This is a genomic window from Nonomuraea sp. NPDC052129, from assembly GCF_040680095.1.
Lineage (GTDB): Bacteria > Actinomycetota > Actinomycetes > Streptosporangiales > Streptosporangiaceae > Nonomuraea.
Map to the genome: position 1 here is coordinate 106,753 of NZ_JBFAVX010000002.1, position 17,999 is coordinate 124,751.

General features: G+C 70.0%; 14 protein-coding genes. 6 read left to right on the forward strand and 8 right to left on the reverse strand.

Annotation, left to right across the window (positions count from 1 at the left end; translation table 11 throughout):
* Positions 1-93 precede the first annotated feature (93 nt).
* Positions 94-828 carry a DNA repair protein RecO gene (recO, locus tag AB0L53_RS05395; protein WP_363990657.1) on the forward strand — a complete coding sequence of 245 codons (735 nt, stop codon included), beginning with the start codon at positions 94-96 and terminating at the stop codon, positions 826-828.
* Complete coding sequence (locus tag AB0L53_RS05400) at positions 825-1,598, forward strand: isoprenyl transferase (protein WP_363990660.1); 774 nt, start codon at positions 825-827, stop codon at positions 1,596-1,598. The genes recO and AB0L53_RS05400 overlap by 4 nt, the downstream gene beginning before the upstream one ends.
* A 38-nt stretch (positions 1,599-1,636) precedes the next feature.
* Here the strand turns inward: AB0L53_RS05400 and AB0L53_RS05405 are convergent, their stop codons facing one another.
* Entirely contained in the window at positions 1,637-2,593 is a 957-nt protein-coding gene (locus AB0L53_RS05405) for an SDR family NAD(P)-dependent oxidoreductase (protein WP_363990662.1), read from the reverse strand.
* Positions 2,594-2,646: 53 nt separating this feature from the next.
* On the opposite strand from AB0L53_RS05405, the gene AB0L53_RS05410 reads away from it, so the two are divergent.
* Both AB0L53_RS05410 and AB0L53_RS05415 read left to right on the forward strand, forming a co-directional pair.
* Complete coding sequence (locus AB0L53_RS05410) at positions 2,647-2,826, forward strand: MerR family transcriptional regulator (RefSeq protein ID WP_363990665.1); 180 nt, start codon at positions 2,647-2,649, stop codon at positions 2,824-2,826.
* A gap of 368 nt (positions 2,827-3,194) precedes the next feature.
* Positions 3,195-6,695 carry a S8 family serine peptidase gene (locus AB0L53_RS05415; protein ID WP_363990668.1) on the forward strand — a complete coding sequence of 1,167 codons (3,501 nt, stop codon included), beginning with the start codon at positions 3,195-3,197 and terminating at the stop codon, positions 6,693-6,695.
* Positions 6,696-6,808: 113 nt separating this feature from the next.
* On the opposite strand, the gene AB0L53_RS05420 is transcribed toward AB0L53_RS05415, so the two are convergent.
* The 6 genes from AB0L53_RS05420 to AB0L53_RS05445 all read right to left on the reverse strand — a co-directional run bounded on the left by AB0L53_RS05420 (position 6,809) and on the right by AB0L53_RS05445 (position 15,587).
* Positions 6,809-8,017: a sensor histidine kinase gene (locus tag AB0L53_RS05420; RefSeq protein ID WP_363990671.1), complete on the reverse strand. Its 1,209-nt coding sequence runs from the start codon at positions 8,015-8,017 to the stop codon at positions 6,809-6,811.
* Positions 8,017-9,735, reverse strand: a complete 1,719-nt coding sequence (locus AB0L53_RS05425) for an ABC transporter ATP-binding protein (protein ID WP_363990674.1) — start codon at positions 9,733-9,735, stop codon at positions 8,017-8,019. The genes AB0L53_RS05420 and AB0L53_RS05425 overlap by 1 nt, the downstream gene beginning before the upstream one ends.
* Before the next feature lie 232 nt (positions 9,736-9,967).
* A complete protein-coding gene (gene lanL, locus AB0L53_RS05430) occupies positions 9,968-12,628 on the reverse strand; it encodes a class IV lanthionine synthetase LanL (RefSeq protein WP_363990677.1) in 2,661 nt (886 codons plus the stop codon).
* A 138-nt stretch (positions 12,629-12,766) separates the two neighbouring features.
* Positions 12,767-13,606, reverse strand: a complete 840-nt coding sequence (locus tag AB0L53_RS05435) for an alpha/beta hydrolase (RefSeq protein ID WP_363990679.1) — start codon at positions 13,604-13,606, stop codon at positions 12,767-12,769.
* A gap of 145 nt (positions 13,607-13,751) precedes the next feature.
* The gene (locus tag AB0L53_RS05440) at positions 13,752-14,627 is read right to left on the reverse strand and encodes a hypothetical protein (protein WP_363990682.1); all 876 of its coding nucleotides are present in this window, start codon (positions 14,625-14,627) and stop codon (positions 13,752-13,754) included.
* A gap of 108 nt (positions 14,628-14,735) precedes the next feature.
* Positions 14,736-15,587 (reverse strand): class I SAM-dependent methyltransferase, encoded by an 852-nt coding sequence (locus AB0L53_RS05445; RefSeq protein WP_363990685.1) that lies wholly within the window; start codon positions 15,585-15,587, stop codon positions 14,736-14,738.
* A gap of 47 nt (positions 15,588-15,634) precedes the next feature.
* On the opposite strand from AB0L53_RS05445, the gene AB0L53_RS05450 reads away from it, so the two are divergent.
* Positions 15,635-16,210 (forward strand): XRE family transcriptional regulator, encoded by a 576-nt coding sequence (locus tag AB0L53_RS05450; protein WP_357947562.1) that lies wholly within the window; start codon positions 15,635-15,637, stop codon positions 16,208-16,210.
* A 13-nt stretch (positions 16,211-16,223) separates the two neighbouring features.
* On the opposite strand, the gene AB0L53_RS05455 is transcribed toward AB0L53_RS05450, so the two are convergent.
* Positions 16,224-16,958: a GntR family transcriptional regulator gene (locus AB0L53_RS05455; RefSeq protein WP_358429602.1), complete on the reverse strand. Its 735-nt coding sequence runs from the start codon at positions 16,956-16,958 to the stop codon at positions 16,224-16,226.
* 138 nt (positions 16,959-17,096) lie between these two features.
* On the opposite strand from AB0L53_RS05455, the gene AB0L53_RS05460 reads away from it, so the two are divergent.
* Positions 17,097-17,891, forward strand: a complete 795-nt coding sequence (locus tag AB0L53_RS05460; protein ID WP_363990689.1) for an AraC family transcriptional regulator — start codon at positions 17,097-17,099, stop codon at positions 17,889-17,891.
* Positions 17,892-17,999 lie beyond the last annotated feature (108 nt).

Consider the following 17,999-nt stretch of genomic DNA (forward strand, 5'->3'; position numbering starts at 1 on the left):
CCGTTCCACCCGGGCTTCGCGCCACCGTTCGACCCGGGCTTCGCGAAGCGAAGTCCACCCGAGCATGACCTTGGCGCGCCATAGGATGGGCGAGTGAGTCTCTATCGTGACGAAGGCGTGGTTCTGCGCACGCAGAAGCTCGGTGAGGCCGACCGCATCGTCACCATCCTGGCCAAGCGCACCGGCAAGGTCCGCGCCGTGGCCAAGGGCGTGCGCCGCACCACCTCGCGCTTCGGGGCCAGGCTGGAGCCGTTCACCCACGTCGACCTGCAGCTGCACACCGGCCGCACCCTCGACGTCGTCACGCAGGCGGAGACCATCAGGCCCTACGGCGAGGCGCTGGCGATCGACTATCCCCGCTACACCGCGGGCACGGCGATGCTGGAGACCGCCGACCGGCTCACGCAGGGCGAGAAGGAGCCGGCGCTGCGGCAGTTCCTGCTTCTGGTGGGCGGGCTGCGTACGCTGGCCGACGGCGAGCACGAGGCCAGGCTGGTGCTCGACGCCTACTTCCTGCGTTCCCTGGCGGTCGCCGGCTATGCCCCCGCGCTGGACGCGTGCGCCCGGTGTCAGGCCCCGGCGATCAGGGCGTTCGCCATCGTGGCCGGTGGCGTGGTGTGCGGGGCGTGCAAACCGTCCGGATCGGTGGTGCCCGCGGGGGAGACGATCGGGCTGATGACCGCGCTGCTGCGCGGCGACTGGGCCACGGCCGACGCGTCGCAGTCACGGCATCGCGGCGAGTGCAGCGGCCTCGTCGCCGCATATCTCCAATGGCACCTCGAGCACGGAATACGCTCTCTCCGACACGTCGAAAGGGAGCATGTGTGAACGTCCGACCCCCGACCCCGCATCCGTCCGGCGCGGTTGCGCCGCCGATCCCGCGTGACCTGGTGCCCAAGCATGTGGCGATCATCATGGACGGCAACGGCCGCTGGGCCAAGGCTCGCGGGTTGCCGCGCACCGAAGGGCACAAGGCCGGCGAGGCGTCGCTGTTCGACGTCATCGAGGGCGCGCTGGAGCTGGGCATTCCCTACCTGTCCGCGTACGCCTTCTCCACGGAGAACTGGAAGCGCTCGCCCGACGAGGTCCGCTTCCTCATGGGCTTCAACCGCGACGTCATCCGCCGCCGCCGTGACGAGTTGCACGCGATGGGCGTACGGGTGCGCTGGGCGGGCAAGCCGGGCCGCCTGTGGAAGAGCGTGATCTCCGAGCTGCAGACGGCCGAGGAGCTGACCAAGGACAACCGCAAGCTGACGTTGCAGTTCTGCGTCAACTACGGCGGCCAGGCGGAGATCGTTGAGGCGGCGCTACGGCTGGCCGACGACATCGCGGCGGGCCGGGTCAGGCCGTCGAAGGTCAACGAGAAGGTGTTCGCCCGTTATCTGGACGAGCCGGAGATCCCGGAGGTCGACCTGTTCGTGCGGTCGTCGGGGGAGCAGCGGTTCTCCAACTTCCTGCTGTGGCAGTCGGCCTACGCCGAGATGGTGTTCCTCGACCGGCTCTGGCCGGACTTCGACCGCCGCGATCTCTGGGAGGCGTGTGAGACCTTCGCCAAGCGCGACAGGCGCTACGGCGGGGCGATCCCCAACCAGGTCTAGCCGATCCAGCCAGGGCGCGTGGTGACCTCACCCCCGAGTCAGGAGAAGCGATCCAGCCCGGTGAGTTCGCTGGAGAGGGCCCAGAGCCGGGATGCGGAGCCGGGATCGACCGCCCACGGCTTGACACCGCCGATGAGCATGTCGTCGGTGATCGCGGGCTCTGCGACGTCGCAGTCCTGGCAGTAGGCACCGCCGTGCTCGTCGAGCAGGGGCGAGGTGGCCGCCCATACGGCCGTCGCCGCGCCCTGGGCTGGAGTCTTGAAACCGTCGGCGTGCCGGCCGTCCCGGGTGATCCAGCCCTGGGCGATCTGCTCCTCTTGGGGGATGCGCCGTTGTAGTTCAGTGAGGATGCTGCCGGGGTGTACCGCGAAGGCATGCACGCCACTGGCCGCGCCGAGGGTGTCGAGGTGGACGGCGAACAAGGCGTTGGCCGTCTTGGACTGCCCGTAGGCCGACCAATGGTCGTAGCCGTGGCGGAAGTGCAGGTCGTCCCAGCGGATGTCGGACAGGAAGTGCCCGGACGAGGCCACGGACACCACTCGTGCCCCGGTGGGGGGCAGCGCTGGGCGCAGCCGGTTGACCAGAGCGAAGTGCCCGAGGTGGTTGATGGCGAAGTGCGCTTCCCAACCGGAACCGATGAGCCTGTGCGGGTAGGCCATGACGCCCGCGTTGTTGATGAGGATGTCGAGGGTGCGGCCGGTTTCCAGGAACCGGTGACTGAAGGTCCGGATGCTGTCGGCGTCCGACAGATCGAGCTCTTGCACCTCCGTTCGCGGAACGCCGTACAGCGCCTGCCTCGCCACCGCAGGACGGCGGGCGGGCACAATGACGTGTGCCCCGGCGCGGACCAGCGCGCTTGTGGCCTCCAGGCCGAGGCCCGAGTAACCGCCGGTGACCAGGACGTTCTTGCCGGATAGTTGGATACCGGCCAGAACGTCGTTCGCTGTGCTGTGCGCGTCGAATCCCGAACCGATCTTGTGTTGCGTGATTGCCATGCCTCGAACGTTAGAATCTAGAGTGCAATCTAGGTCAAGCTAGGCGGAACTGCATGAGCAGGTACGCAACTGAAGATGCCCTTTCCATCGGCGACGTCGCGAAGGCGACCGGGCTGGGCGTGCACGCGCTGCGGTTCTTCGAGCGGGAGGAGCTCTTCCTCCGCCCGATCCCGCGCACAGCCGGGGGGCAGCGGGTCTATGACCCGGAGGATGTGGAGTGGCTCCTGATGTGACAAGATCGCCGACTTGACGGCGAGCCTGGAGATCATCCATGGCAAGGTTCTCACCTATCGCAAGCATGTAGAGGACGGAACCGCGGCCGGACTCTGGTCGCCAACGCCGTCTCCGTAGGCGTGGTCAAGATCCCCTCCCGCACCCGCTGTCTGCGCCGACGGTTGCTCGCGCGAGGTCGGGCAGCGCAGCCAATCCCCTTGATCTCAACTCCATGCAGGCCCCTAGCGGCTTATGCGGTTACCAGATCACATTTCATGACAAGTCATGTCTTGTTATGGTCGGGCCCTTGCAAAGCTGACACGTTCTCTTCACTCTTCTCCCCATAGGCGTAAAGATCAGCTCTACTCCATGGCGTGAAGGAGAGCGTGTGCCGTCCACCCCCCATTGGCGTGCGATCTTGATCGCGGTCGCCGCCGCTGTCACCCTCATCCTCCCCCAGGGCGTGGCCCAAGCCGCGCCCGACCCGGGAAAGATCAATCAATCCGTCCAGGCCGACCTGGCAGCGGACGGAAAGGCCACCTTCTGGGTACGCCTGAAGGGCACCGCCGACCTCAGCGGTGCCCGCCGGGCCACGACCAAGGACGACAAGGCCGAGCAGGTCTTCGAGGCCAAGACCGCCAAGGCCGGCAGCTCGCAGGCGGCCCTGCGCAAGCTCCTGGACTCCCACAAGGCCGACTACACCCCGTACTGGATCGTCAACGCCGTCAGAGTGACCGCCGACCCCAAGCTGGCGGCCGAGATCGCCACCCTGCCGGAAGTGGACCGCATCGACCCCGTACGGACCGTGTCGCTGCCGAAGCCGGAGCCCGGCAAGGCCGTGGCGAAGGTCAACGCCGTCGAGTGGAACATCGACCGCGTCAACGCCCCGCGCGTCTGGAACGAGCTCGGCGACCGCGGCGAAGGCATGGTGGTCGGCACCATCGACTCCGGTGCCCAGTTCGACCACCCCGAGCTGGCCGCCGCCTACCGCGGCAGAAGCCCTGACGGCTCCGTGGACCACAACTACAACTGGTTCGACCCGGCGCACATCTGCCCGAGCGCGGCACCCTGCGACAACCTGGGGCACGGCACGCACGTCATGGGCACCATGGTCGGCGCCAGTGGCATCGGGGTGGCGCCCGGCGCCAAGTGGATCGCCGCCAAGGGCTGTGAGGTCAACACCTGCACGGACGCCTCGCTGCTCGCCGCCGGCCAGTGGATGCTCGCCCCCACCGACCTGAACGGCGCCAACCCGCGCCCCGACCTGGCCCCCGACATCGTCAACAACTCCTGGGGCGGCGTGGGCTTCGACCCCTGGTACAAGGAGATCGTCGACGCGTGGGTCGCCGCCGGCATCTTTCCCGCCTTCGCCAACGGCAACGAGGGGCCCGCCTGCCGGACCAGCGGCTCGCCCGGCCAGTACGTGAGCAGCTACAGCGCGGGCGGCTTCGACGTCAACAACGTCCTGTACGCCCGCTCCAGCAAGGGCGAGGGCGAGAACGGCGAGATCAAGCCGAACCTGGCCGCCCCCGCCGTGGACGTCCGCTCCTCGGTGCCCGGCAACGGCTACGACAGCTACACGGGCACCTCGATGGCCTCGCCGCACCTGGCCGCGACGGTGGCGCTGATCTGGTCGGCCTCGCCGGGTCTCCAGGGTGACGTGGCCGCCACCCGGCCGCTACTCGACAGCACCGCGATCGACGTCAACGACACCAGCTGCGGCGGCACCGCCGCCGACAACAACGTCTGGGGCGAGGGCCGCCTGGACGCCTTCGCCGCGGTCTCCGCCGCGCCGCGCGGGGGTCTCGGCGACCTCAAGGGTACGGTCACCGCCGCGGGCAGCCCGGTGTCCGGTGCCACGGTCACCCTGTCCGGGCCGCTGAGCCGTACGGTGGTCACCGGTACGGACGGGACGTACGCCGTCCCGCGCCTGCTGCCGGGCGACTACCAGATCACCACGGAGAAGTTCGGCTACGACAAGGGCACCGCGACGGCGACGATCGCGGCCGACCAGAGCACCACCGCCGACGTGGTGATGACCCTGAAGGCCACGGGCGTGGTGACCGGCACGGTCACCACGGCGGGCACGCCGGAGCCGGGCGCCAAGGTCGAGGCGGCCGGCACGCCCGTCAGCGCGGTCACCGACGCCGCCGGCCGCTACCGGATGTCGCTGCCGAACGGCACCTACGACCTCACGATCACTCCGGCCTCCCGCTGCGCCAGCGGCGCCACGGCGTCCGTCACGGTGGCCGGGGACGTGACCAAGGACGTCGAGCTGCCGTTGCGCGGCGACGACTTCGGCTACACCTGCCGCAGCGCCGCCGCCCCGTACGTCGCGGGCACCGACAAGCTCGCGCTCTCGGGCGACGACGAGGCACAGCAGGTGACGCTGCCGTTCCCGGTCCCGTTCTACGGGGTGGGGCAGAGCAAGGCGTGGATCAGCACCAACGGGTTCGCCACCTTCGCCACCGACAAGGTCGTCACCGGCAGCAACAGCAAGCTGCCCAGCGCTGGTACGCCCAACAACGCCGTCTACCCGTACTGGGACGACCTGGTGGTGGACGCCGACAGCGGCGTCTACACCGGCGTCACGGGGACGGCGCCGCACCGCCAGTTCGTGGTCGAGTGGCGCAACGCGAAGTTCTACTCGGCCGCCGATCAGCGCATCTCGTTCGCGGCCCTGCTGGGCGAGGACGGCACGATGAGCTACCGCTACAAGGACATCGAGAGCGAGCGTGACAAGGGCACCAGCGCCACGGTCGGCATCGAGAACGCGACGGGCACCGACGCGCTCCAGTACGCCAACGAGGAGCCCGCGCTGTCCAACGGGCAGGGCCTGACGTTCATCGCGAGCAGGCACGGCCTGGTGACCGGCACCGTCACCGACGCCAACGACGGCAAGCCGCTCGCGGGCGCGACCGTGAAGGTGGGCGACGTGGCCACCTACACCACCGGCGAGGACGGCGCCTTCTACGGGCAGGTCCTGGCCGGCGACTATGAGGTGGTGGTGTCGAAGGAGAACTACGGCACCTTCACCAAGACCGTGACGATCGCGCCGACGACGGTCACCAGGATCGACACCGCGCTGGTCACCGGCCGGGTCAGCCCCTCGGTCAGCGAGCTGACCGTGGTGATGCCCACGAACGCCGCCAGGACCCGCACGATGGAGCTGACCAACCTCGGCTCGCCCACGGCGTACACCGTCACCACCGACCCGGCGCAGAGCTGGATCGGCGTCACACCGACGGCGGGCAACCTGGCCAAGGGGCAGGCGGTCACGCTGAAGGTCAGCGTGTCCAGCACCGGCGTTCAGCCGGGCACCTACCGCTCGGGCAAGCTGATCGTGAAGTCGGCCAGCGGGCGGCAGCCGATCATCGAGGTCACGGTGACGGTCGTGGTGCCCAAGCTCCAGGTGGCTCTGGAGGCCGGCGGCACCAAGGCCGTGACCGACACGGCCGGTGACGCGTGGACGGCCGACAAGAAGTACAGCACGGGCGGCTACGGGTATATCGCCACCTCGACCCGTACGAGCACCTCGTCCAAGGCCATCAAGGGCACCGACGACCAGGCGCTGTTCAAGTCGGCTCGCGAAGGGATGCTGGAATATCGCTTCGACAACGTGCCGGCCGGGACGTACACCGTGGAGCTGGACTTCGCCGACGTCAAGTCGACGCAGATCGGACGCCGGGTCTTCGACGTCCTCGTCGAGGGCCAGCTCGCGATCCCGGCGCTGGACCTGGCGCTGGAGGCGGGCACGTACACGGCCGTCAGCAGGCAATACACGGTGAAGGTCACCGACGGCCAGCTCAACGTCCGCTTCGCCACGCGGCAGGGCATGACAATCGTCAACGCCATCCGCATCTCGGAGCGGCCCGACAAGGCCTCGTGAAAGAGCCAGAATGACCCGGGCCCGCCTCTAGGGCGGGCCCGGGAGGCTTTTCAGCGGGCGCTGTGTAGTATCGCAGGTTCCCCATCATTGTGAACAAGTTCTTGGTCATCGGACTACGAAGGGCGATCGTCCATGGCCGGGGAGGCCAGGGGCAGGGTGACCGAGACCTCGAATCCGCCTGACGGCTTCGGCCCGGCCGTGACCGTGCCCCCGTAGAGCTTGACGCGTTCGCGCATGCCGATCAGGCCGTGACCGTCCCCGTCCGGGGTGACGGTCGACCCGTTTCCGTCGTCGGTGACGCGCAGCTTCAGCTCGGCGCCGTAATGGAGCGAGACCGTCGCCGTCGCCGGGCCCGCGTGCTTCAGCACGTTGGTGAGGGATTCCTGGACGATCCGGTAGGCGCACAGGTCGATTCCTGGAGGTAGCGTGCGTACGGCGCCGGTGATCGACATCTTCACCGGCAGGCCGGCCGAGTTCACCCGTTCCACGAGCTGTTCGAGCCGTTGCAGGCCGGGTGCCGGGTCGTAGCCATCCGTGTCGTCGCTCGCTTCTATGCGCAGGACGGACAGCAGCCGTCTCATCTCGCCCATGGCCTCGCTGCCGGTGTCGGCGATGGTGGTGAGCGCGCCGCGCGCGGTGGCGGGGTCGGTGCCGAAGACGTACCGGGCGAGCCCCGCCTGGATCACGATGACCGACATGTGGTGGGCGACCACGTCGTGCAGCTCACGGGCGATGCGCACCCGTTCCTCGGTGACGGCGCGCCGCGCCTTGTCCTCCTGCTCCTGGCGCAGCCGTCCGGTGAGGTGGGCCAGCTGCTTGTTGCGTTCGACCAGCATCCGGGTGCTGTTGCCGAACGTCCAGGCGACGGCGACCATGATGCTCACCTGCAGGACGTTCGGCCAGGCGAAGTCGGGCGGGGCGAGGAACGCGGCGTGCCACCAGATGGCCGTCATGGGAAGCACGCAGGGGAGCGACACGGCCGGTCGCCACCGGCTGGCCACGGTGTACAGCGCCAGCAGCGGCGCCACTTCGTTGAACCTGGAGTCGTAACCGGCCAGGTGGAAGACGAACGCCGCGGCGCAGGAGATCGCCAGCACGGTGAGGGATGCGCGCCGCCGCCAGGCCAGTACGAGGTTGGCCACCAGCGTCAATCCCACGCCGACGGCGTCCAGGGGACGCTCCGCGTAACCCGCCTCGGTCCCGCCCACGGAGAACAGGAACGTCAAGGTGATGGCGGCGACCGCCGCGCCGAAAGCCAGGTCGACGATGAAAGGGTTCATCGCGGCCAGCCGTCTGAGGGACGACAGCAGCTTTACCCGCATCAGCGCATGCTAGCGGCGATCTCCGCGCGCCGCTGGACGGCTTGGGCGCGGACCATCCGCGCGTACAGGCCGTGCCGGTCGCCGAGCAGTTCCGGAGGCGTGCCCGACTCGGCCACGCGTCCGCTGTCCAGTACGACGACCGTGTCGAACGCGTCCAGACCTCCGAACCGATGGGTGATCATCACCGTCGTCAGCCCCCTGCGGCGCCGCAGAACCGCGTGGACGACCTCGCGTTCGGCCAGCGGGTCGAGCGCGGACGTCGCCTCGTCCAGGACCAGGACGGGCGCGTCGCTCAGGAGCGCGCGGGCGAGGGCGAGGCGCTGGCGCTCACCGCCGGAGAACAGCGCCCCGCGCTCGCCGACCACGGAGTCGTAGCCGTCGGGCAGGGCCATGATCCGCTCGTGCATGCTGGTGGTCGTGCAGGCCGCGACCAGGTCGTCCAGGCCGGCGTCGGGGGCGGCGTAGCGGAGGTTGTCGGCGATGGAGCCCTGGAAGAGCAGCGCCTCCTGCGGGGCCAGGCAGACGCGCCCGCCGGTCCGTACCGAGCCTTCCGCCGGTTCGTACAGTCCGGCGAGCAGGTGGCCGAGCGTCGTCTTGCCCGATCCGTTCGGGCCGACGATCAGGGTGGCGGAGGCGGCGGGCAGGTCGAGGGTCACCTCGCGGAGCGCCCACCGGGTCTCGCCCTCCGGCCCCGCGTAGGCGTACGAGGCGCCCGCGACGCACACCTCACCCGCCCCTGCTCCACCCACGGGCGGAGGCGATCCCGGCGGCAGGTCCAGGTACTCGAAGACCCGCTCGAAGGCCGCCTGGGCGGTGCGGAACTCCGTCGAGATGTGCAGGATCTGCCAGAGCGGCTGGTAGAGCCTCGACTGCAGGACCACGAACGCCATGAGCGTGCCGGGCGTGATCCCGTCCATGAGCCCCGCTGCGACGAACACGATGTACGGAGTCAGGACGAAGAAGATGTGCCCCGCGCTCAGCACCGACTGAGCGGCCAGGCTCGCGCGGACGCCCAGCCCGGCCAGCCGTTCGCTCTCCGCGGCGAACACCTCGGCCTCGTGGCCGTCGCGCCCGTGCACCCGGGCGAGCGTGATGCCGCCCAGGGAGAGGCGTTCGGCGGCGATGGAGGCGATCTCCGCGCGGGCGCGCTGGCCGGCGGCGGAGAGGATCTTGAGCGCGCGTCCCGAACGGGCGGTGACCCACAGGATGGCCGGCGCCAGGCAGAGGGTGACCGCCGCGAGCCGCCACGACAGCGAGAACATCGCCCCCAGCGCGAACAGGAACCCCAGCAGGCTGCCGAGCAGGCTGGGCAGCGTGTCCTTGATCGCGTCCTCGATCTGGTCGGTGTCGTTGGCCAGCCTCGACTGGATCTCACCGCTCCGGGCGGCGGCGAAGAAGCCCAGCGGCATCCGCTGCAGGTGGCCGAACAGCCGCGTACGCAAGGAGTGGATGACCCGCTGGGCCATGCGGGCCGAGATCCACGCCTGGGCCAGATCGACGCCCGCCGCCCCGGCCGCGACGACCGCCGCGACAGCGGCGATCAGGGCCAGCAGACCCGGCCGCGGGCCGCCCGCGCCGAACAGGGCACGGTCGAAGACGACCTGGGTGAGCAGCGGGACGGCCGCGTTCAGCGCGGAGAAGATCGCGACCAGCAGCACGACGAGCAGGACGGCACGACGGTAGGGCGCGAACAGCCGGATGATCCTGCGGGTCGTCACGACGCCTGCCCTCTCGGAGATCTGGAAACGGCGTGCGGCCGATGCCAAGCCGCACGCCGCTCTCGCTATCACTTGGTGCCGGTCAGTTGGTGTCGGTGCAACCCGGGTGCTTGATGCAGTTGCTCAGCAGCGCCGACTCCGAGGTGCTCGGCTCACGCTCCTGCAGGTTCTGCAGGTCCTGAACGTCGAAAGACATGTTCTCCCCCTCTCTCTGGTTCCGTTCCTTCGGGTATCACCGCGCTCGAAGCGCGGTGAGCTCATGGGCTGGGCGCCCGATGACGTCGTCGAGCATCCACAGGCGCGGATGTCCGTGACGCAGGCGCAGCAGGAAGGCGAGGACGCCCGCGGTCCCGCCCAGGTAGGTCGGCAGGATCCGGCCCAGGCGGTCGGGCACGTGCAGCCGCCCCACGCGCCTGACGGCCCGCGCCGTCAGGCAGGCGGCCAGATCCTCCGCCCATCGGTGGTATCGCTCGTCTCCGGTGAATTCGGCCATGTCGAGTAGGAAGTCCCCTTCGCCCGGCAGGCCGTGGCACAGCACCGAGCCCGACTGCCACCGGGTCCGGTGCGCGGCGACCGCCGCCTGTTCGGCGAGTTCCAGCGCGATCGGGTCGCCCGTGGCGTGCCAGTAGCGGATGAGGAATGAGCCGACGCCCGACGATCCGCTGCACCAGTGGGGGCGGCGCGGCCGTACGGACTCGGGCTCGTCACGCCGGTACGGCCACCAGGCCGCATCCCGTTCGACATCGGCGTGCGCGTAGAACGTGTGGGCCACCTCGCGCACGGTCTCCAGCCACTCCGCCTGGCCGAAGGCGACGCCCCCGTAGAGCAGGGCGGTGCCGATCCCCGCCAGGCCGTGGGCGAATCCGAAGTGGTTGGTGCCGGCGAGGCTGGAGTCATGGGAGGCCGGTGTCAGCCATTGCGGGCGCCCGTCAAGGGAGGACCGCGCGTCGTGCAGGTTCTGGAGCATCCGCGCGGCCCGCTCGCGCAGCGCGGCGTCGTCCGCGCGGATGGCCAGGCGCAGGGTGGCCATCGCGCACCCGGCCAGGCCGTGGGTCATGTCGGGGCTGGGATGGTCGGTCGGCAGCCGGTACGCGGCCCGCACCGCGAAGTCCCTCGACTCAGTGTCCCGCGCCGACTCGTACAACGCCCAGAGGGCGCCGGATCGCCCGGCGTAGAGGCCGGACGGCCAGACGTCCTCCTCGGCGAGGCGGCGGCGGAGCCAGCGCGAGACGGTGTCGGCCTGTTCGGGCGGGAGGACCGGGAGGATGCCGGCCGCGCCGGCGCTCACCGCGCAGGGGTCGGCTTCGAGCCCATAGGTGATGTTGGGCCAGGGGGACGGGCTGTCGGGGCGGTCGTCCATGGTCTCGGCCAGCCAGGCGAGCCCGTCGGCGACCAGGTCGTCCGCGCTCACACGGGACGGAAGAACGCGTCGCGCGAGGGGCTCTTGGAGCTTGGCCAGGAAGCGTGCGCAGGCGTCGAGCGTCCAGCGGTCCTCGGGCTCGGCGAGCAGGCCCGCCACCATGGGCCGGAGCACCGCCAGAGCGGGGTTGCCCTCGGCGACCCTGGCCAGGAGGTCGCCGGCGCGGGCGCCCCAAGCCGGGCCGGTCTCCTCGTCCTCCGCCAGGCCGAGCTCGGCGCCGACCGCGAGGAAGTACACCAGCGCGCCGAGGCTGTAGAGATCCGCCGCCGCCGTGGGCGCCTGGCGGAAGGCTCCGGAGTACGGCGCCAGCTCCGGCGCGAGATAGCCGGGGGTGCCGCCGATCATGACGGTGCTGTCCCGCTTGGCCGCGTACTCCAGGTCGACGAGCCGGATCTGGCCGGCGGGCAGGATCATGACGTTGCCGGGGGAGAGGTCCCGGAAGACGTAGCCCTGGTCGTGCACCTTCCGCAGCAGGGCGACCAGGCGTGCGACGACCGGTACGACCTGCTCGGTCGGGCAGCCGAAGCCGTCCCGGCCGAGTGGCGTCGCGTGCGCCTCCGTCCATCGGTGCGCGGTGTGGCCCGGCACCAGCTCCTCCGCGAGGAAGGCGTGGCCGCCCTGTTCGAAGGAGTCCACGACGGCCGGCACGCCGCCGGTGGTGGCGAGGTCGTCGAGAGCCGAACGTTCGAGAGCCAGCCGGTCCTTGGCGTCCCGGCCGCTGAGGTCGGAGGAGGCATGCGGGCGACCCTCCTTGATGACGACCTCGCGGCCGGTCTTCGTGTCTTCGGCGATGTACACGCCGCCCCTGTTGGCGTGTCTGATCGCCTCCCGCACCACGAACCGGTCGTTGAGCATGACCGCGGACGTCCCTTTTGCGGTCCTTTTCGCTGGTTCAGGGAAAGGGCAGGCCGCGAAGCTCGGCGGGGTGAAGGAGGCCGCCCGTTCGTCGCGGACCAGCTGTCCTCCCGGCGCGCGCAGCCGTACCTCGTAGAACCCGTCGTTGCCCAGTGTCCGGTGCCCGGAGAAGGCGCCATAGCGGTAGTGGACGAGGCCGCCCACGCGGTAGGGCCGGTCGGAGAGGATCGCCGGGCCCGGTAGCCCTCTGGTGGCCTCGTCGAGGAGGGCGGCCAGGCGTACAGATTCGGCGTCGCCGGTCGGGTAGGCGGTCACGAACTTGCCCGCCTGCGCCCGCGCGCAGTGCGGGGCGAGCAGCTCCCAGTAGTCGCCGAGCCGGTCGGGGAACTTGAAGGCGCAACCCGCCTCGATGAGCACCCGGGCGACCTGGGCCAGCACGAAGGGGGCCGACAGCATCGTGGCGGAGACGTGCAGCTTCCATCCCTGATCGGGCATCGGATAGCCGTCGGGAGTGACCCGGCACCAGAAATCGGCCGCCTCGATCGCCCAGCCGCCCTCGCCGGACCGGGCCAGCTCGTCGGTCACGAGGTCGCGCAGAATGGTCGCGTCCGCCCCCATGGCACTACCTCCCGAAGTCTGGCGCCGCTCCATAGGAGGGTGGCCGACGGGCCTTGCTTTTCGCTGACAGGGGCTGTCGGCGCCTGACTGATCATCAGAGGGGCGGCGGGCGACGCCGCGGTTTTCAGCCCAGGATCGTCAGCTCAGGAACGTCGCGGTCGTCGTCACGAACCGGTCGGCGTCGTCGACCCACGGGAAGTGGCCCGCTCGCGGTTGAACGACGAACTCGGCGTCGGGGAACAGCCCGGCGTACTCGGCCACGACGCTCGGAGGCGTGTTCAGGTCGACCTCGCCGGCCAGCAGCAGCACCGGCGCGTCGAACGCGGCCAGCGCCGCGCGGGTGGCGGCCGGGTCGTAGACGCCCTCGGCGCCGAAGGCGGCGGCGGCCTCGTCGTTTCGATGACCCTCCTGAGCGGCGTGGTGGGCCTGCGCGGCCGCGTCCCACCGGCCGTAGAAGAACGGGTCGATAGCCGTCCAGCTGTCGCCGGTGGCCTTGCCGCCCATGATCGCCTCAAGGGCCGCGAAGGCGGCCGCGAACCAGGGCTCGTCCTCGCGCAGCCGCGCGACCTCCAGCCGGTCCTCACCGGTGGCCGCGAGGCCGACGGCGAAAGGGCTCGGCGTGATCAGCGCGAGCTTGCCGACGTGTCGCGGATGCCGGCCCGCGTACAGGGCCGCGAGGTTCGCGCCGGCGCAGTGCGCGAGCAGGTCGATCCGGTCAAGACCGAGGTGCTCGCGCAGTGCCTCGACGTCGTCGACCAGCCGGTCACAGCGGTAGGAGGTGGCGTCCTCCGGTGTCGCGGACCGGCCGGTGCCCCGAGGGTCCACCATGATCAGCTGTCGATGCGCCGACAGGCCGCCGAGCTCGCCGAGGTAGTCGGCGTCCTGCATCGGGCCGCCCGGCAGGCAGATCAGCGGGGAGCCCGCTCCGAACACGTGGTAGGCCAGGGTGGTTCCGTCAGGCGCGGAGAAGGCAGGCATGGCGTGGATCCTGTCAGCGGCGTTTCGGTCAGGGCGAACGATTATCCCGAGCCCCGGCCAGTGCCCCGAGCCCGGGTCTGGTCGGCGTCCCGGGCCTGGCCGGCGGCCCGGGTCGGCTGGTGCTCTCGGAGACACGGCCTGATGGTCAGGTGGTGACGATCGCCGCGTTCTCCCCCAGAAGCGCGAGAACGACCGCCGTGTCGAGCAGTAGCGACGGGATCAGCCGGACCCGGAACACCGCGAGTATGGCCGCCACCTCGTCCGCGTGAGCCGTGTCGATCACCGGGACGGGCAGGCGGGCGGCAGCGGCGGCGGCGTCGGCCAGCACCTGCTCGCGCGCCGCGGCGTACTCCGCGCTGCGGGCGATCGGCTCCAGCCGCCGCCACACCTGCGGCATGAAACCGCCGATCGCGCGGTAGTAGCTCAGCACCCGGGGATGATCGTGCACGGCGCGGATCTCCTCGTACACCCGCGCCAGTTCCTCGCCGGGCGGAGTGCCGTCCGGCACGATGTTGACCGCTTCCGGGGCGACACCACGCGGGCCCGGATCGGGGGTGGTGCCGTCGAGCGCGAGGGCCGTGGAGGCACCCACGGCCAGCCCTCGGTACCAGCACGAGGCCAGCAGGAGGATCTCGGGCAGCAGCCGGTGGAACGTGATCGTGTAACGGCGGATGTCATCGGCCGTCAACGACTCCTCCGGTGCGGGCAGCAGCCCGGCCGGCACGCCCAGCCCCGCCGCGGCCTGCTTGAACTCGGGTGACCCGATGATCGGCTTGAACCGGTTCCAGGCCGGGACGAGGTAGTCGGGGTAGTTCGCGAGCGCCTGGAAGATCGGGCTGACGAACGGTACGCCCAGATAGGCCGGTACCTCCTCGATCACCTGGGCTGCTTCGGGGGTCAATTCGGGCTTGCCGGGCAGTGACGGCAGGAGCACCGCGCCACGGGCGGCATCGCCGGGCTCCGTCGTGGTGATCGCCTCAGTCCGCGGGCCGACCGACGAGGAGCGCTTCGAAGATTGCATGCAACATAGGGTACAAACTTGGATCCAATTGCTCAAGAGGGTGTTTCATCAGCGTGATGGCCCACGAACACGCTCCCGGCCTGTCCGGGAGCGTGTCAGGTCAACCAGCTATAGGCGTCGTGCCGCCCAGGCGGTCCTCGTGGTGCGGACGTGGAGGTCGCCCCGCCGCAGGATGCCGTCGGGCCTTTCGTCGTCGAGAAGGGCGTCGAGTGCGGCCAGGTCGTCGGCGCCCAGCCGCTCGCCCAGCCCGGTTCGCAGGCGTCGCAGGGACAACTGGGCGTAGCGGCCGGTGGAGGCGGGCAGAGGTGGCGTCAGGTCGACGGTGAAGATCCGTTCGGTCTCGACGGTGAACCCGGCCCGGGTCAGGAGTGGGCCCCAGTCGGCGCCCATATGCGGGAGTCTGGCGCTGCGTTCCTCGGCCATTGCGGCGTGGTAGCGGGCTTCGAGTCCGGGGCGGCCGATGCCGAGGTCGTCGGGCAGAAAGCGCGGGAAGGAGTCGAGCTCGACCGCCACCAGCAGTCCGCCGGGGCGGAGCGCCGCGCGGACGTCGGTGAGGGTGCGGACCGGGTCCGCCATGTGGTGCAAGGACGAGGCCGCCCACACCAGGTCGACGGGGTCGAGATCGGGCCAGGCCGCGTCCAGATCCGCCTGAACGGTGCGGACACGGTGGGCCACGCCCCGTTCATCAGCCTTGTTCCGGAGGTGGCGCAGATAGGGCGCGGACATGTCCAGCGCCGTCACCTCGGCCTTCTCGAAGCGTTCCAGCAGGGCGAAGGTGCCGGTGCCGGTTCCGCTGCCGAGGTCGAGGAGATGGCTGGGGGCCGGGTCGCCGGCGAGCTGGTGGACCCAGGCGGTCACCTCGGACAGGTACGCGTGCAGCACCTCCGCGTCGAGATCCAGGAGTTCGGTCATCACGGCGTCGTCGGATCCGGCCGTGGAGTGGTCGTGGTGGGTTGCCATGTTCGGAGACTATGTCCGCCTTGCCCCTCTGGCATAAGGTCTTGCGTATGAAGCAAGACGGAGATCTCGACGGCTTGGTCCGCAAGCGGATCAGGGGACTGCGTACGGCCCGCGGCTGGTCACTCGACGACCTGGCGGCCCGCTGCTACCTCAGCCCGTCCACCCTGAGCCGGATCGAGACGGGCCACCGGCGCATCAGCCTCGACCAGCTGACCGCGATCGCCCGCGCCCTGGAGACCACCCTCGACCACCTCGTGGAGTCGGTCACCGACGACGATGTGGTGATCAGGCCCCAGCGCAACGAGGCGCGGGGGATGACCATCTGGACGCTGAGCCGGGAGCCGGGGCCGAACGGCATGACCGTGGCCAAGATGCGCCTCACCAAGCCGCCCCCGCGCGACCCCGCCGAGCTGAAGGTCCACCCTGGCAGGGACTGGTTCACCGTTCTGTCGGGAGCCGTCGTACTCCTGCTGGGGGAGCGGACCATCGTGGTCGAGGCCGGTCAGGCGGCGGAGTTCTCGACCATGATCCCCCACGCCTTCGGCGCCCACGACGGCCCGGCCGAGATCCTGACCATCCTGGAGCACGACGGAGAGCGCACCCATCTCCGCTCTTCGCCGTGACCGGGCCGGCCCTTCAGGACAGGTACAGCCCGGCGGACGTCCGCAGAGCGTCGAGCCGGCGGCTGGCCGCGGCCTGGACGTCCTCGACATGGATCCGTGCCTGCCGCTCCGCGCCCTCACGGTCGCGGTTCGTCAGCGCCTCGACGATGCGCTGATGGCCCGCGACGCAGGTGACCACCTCGTCCGGGGTGAAGAGGACGGCCATGTTGTACGTGATGCCGAAGTCGCGGTTGCGTAGCCATTCGTCCAGCAGCCGGCCGTTGCCCGAGGCCCGCACGATGGCCTCGTGAAAGTCGCGGTTCATCCGCCCCAGCTCGGCCCGCGGGCGCTGGATGAAGTCCTCCATCGGCCCGTCGTAGAACGCGGCGATCGTGTCCAGTTGCTCCTCGGACGCGCGTACGGCGGCCAGCCCGGTGGCCATCGACTCAAGGGCGCACCGCACCTCGTAGATCTCGCGGATCTCGTCCGGCGTGTGCTCGCGTACCACCCAGCCCTGCCGCTCCCGGACGACCAGCCCCTGATCGACCAGCCGCATCAGCGCGACGCGTACGGGAGTGCGGCTGCTGTTGAGCCGCGCCGCCACCTCGTCTTCCGGAAGCCGCTGGTTGGGCCGGTATTTACCCTGGAGGATCGCGGCGCGTATGTGCTCGTACGCCTGGTCGCCGAGCGACTCCCCGCTACCCGCACGGGGCCTCCTGCGCTTGACCGCAGGCTCCTCCGCACGTGCCCCACCGGGTCGTTCGGCCATCAGTCCTCCGGTCCGTCGCCTGTCAGGGAGATTCTTCCAGTATGCGATGAGATCCAGAAACCTGAGGATCCTGCGATCAAAGTGCCGTTGGCTAAGGTTGTGGCCGTGTCAGGTGTGGCTCAGTTAGAGGTTCCACGGGTGTCCGAGGACGTGCCGGACGTCGTGGTCGTGGATGGGCAGGCGCAGTCCTACAGCGGCAATGTCCATGAAGAGCTCAAAGTGGTTCTCGTGCTCGACTCCGGATTCACCGTCCGGAGACGTGGCACGACATTCCACGCCGCTCCCGGCCAATTGCTCGCTCTCCATCCGGACGACGCCCATTCCGGGCAGCCGGACGATCCCGGGTCGGCGCACTGGCAGATCATGTGCGTGTCGCCGTCCTTGATCGCCGAGGTCGCCGCGCCTGACGCCGTGCGCTATGGGGACCCGGTGATCCGGGATGGCGGGCTGGCCGACCGCTTCCGGTCCGTACACAGCTCTCTCTACCTGCCGCCGGGGCAAGCCGGTTCGGCGCTGCGGCAGGAGACGGGGGTGCTGGAGTTCGTCGCCGCGCTGGCTCGGCACGCCTACGATCCCGAGGGCGGGAGGGACACCAGGCAGCGGGCCCCCGAACTCGTACGTGAGTATCTGCGGGCGAACCTCTCCCGCAACGTGACGCTGGACGAGCTCAGCGCGATCGCGGACCTCAGCAAGTATCGGCTCGTCCGCGCGTGCACGGCGCGCTTCGGTCTGCCGCCGCACAAGCTGCATCTGCGTCTGCGGCTGGATCGGGCCAGGGAACTGCTCCGGCGCGGCACGGGGATCGCCGAGGTCGCGTACGAGACGGGATTCCACGACCAACCCCACCTGACCCGGGTGTTCGCCCGAGCCTATGGGATGACCCCGGCCATATATCAGTCGACCTATCGAGGCACGACCTGGACCTCGCGCTGATCCTGGCGGGGCAAGAACGTGCAATACGGATGCCGATCACGGTCGATAGGTTCCTTCGCGTCGCCAACTTGGCGCGAATGTGAAGGAGATTATGTGATGCGGTACCGA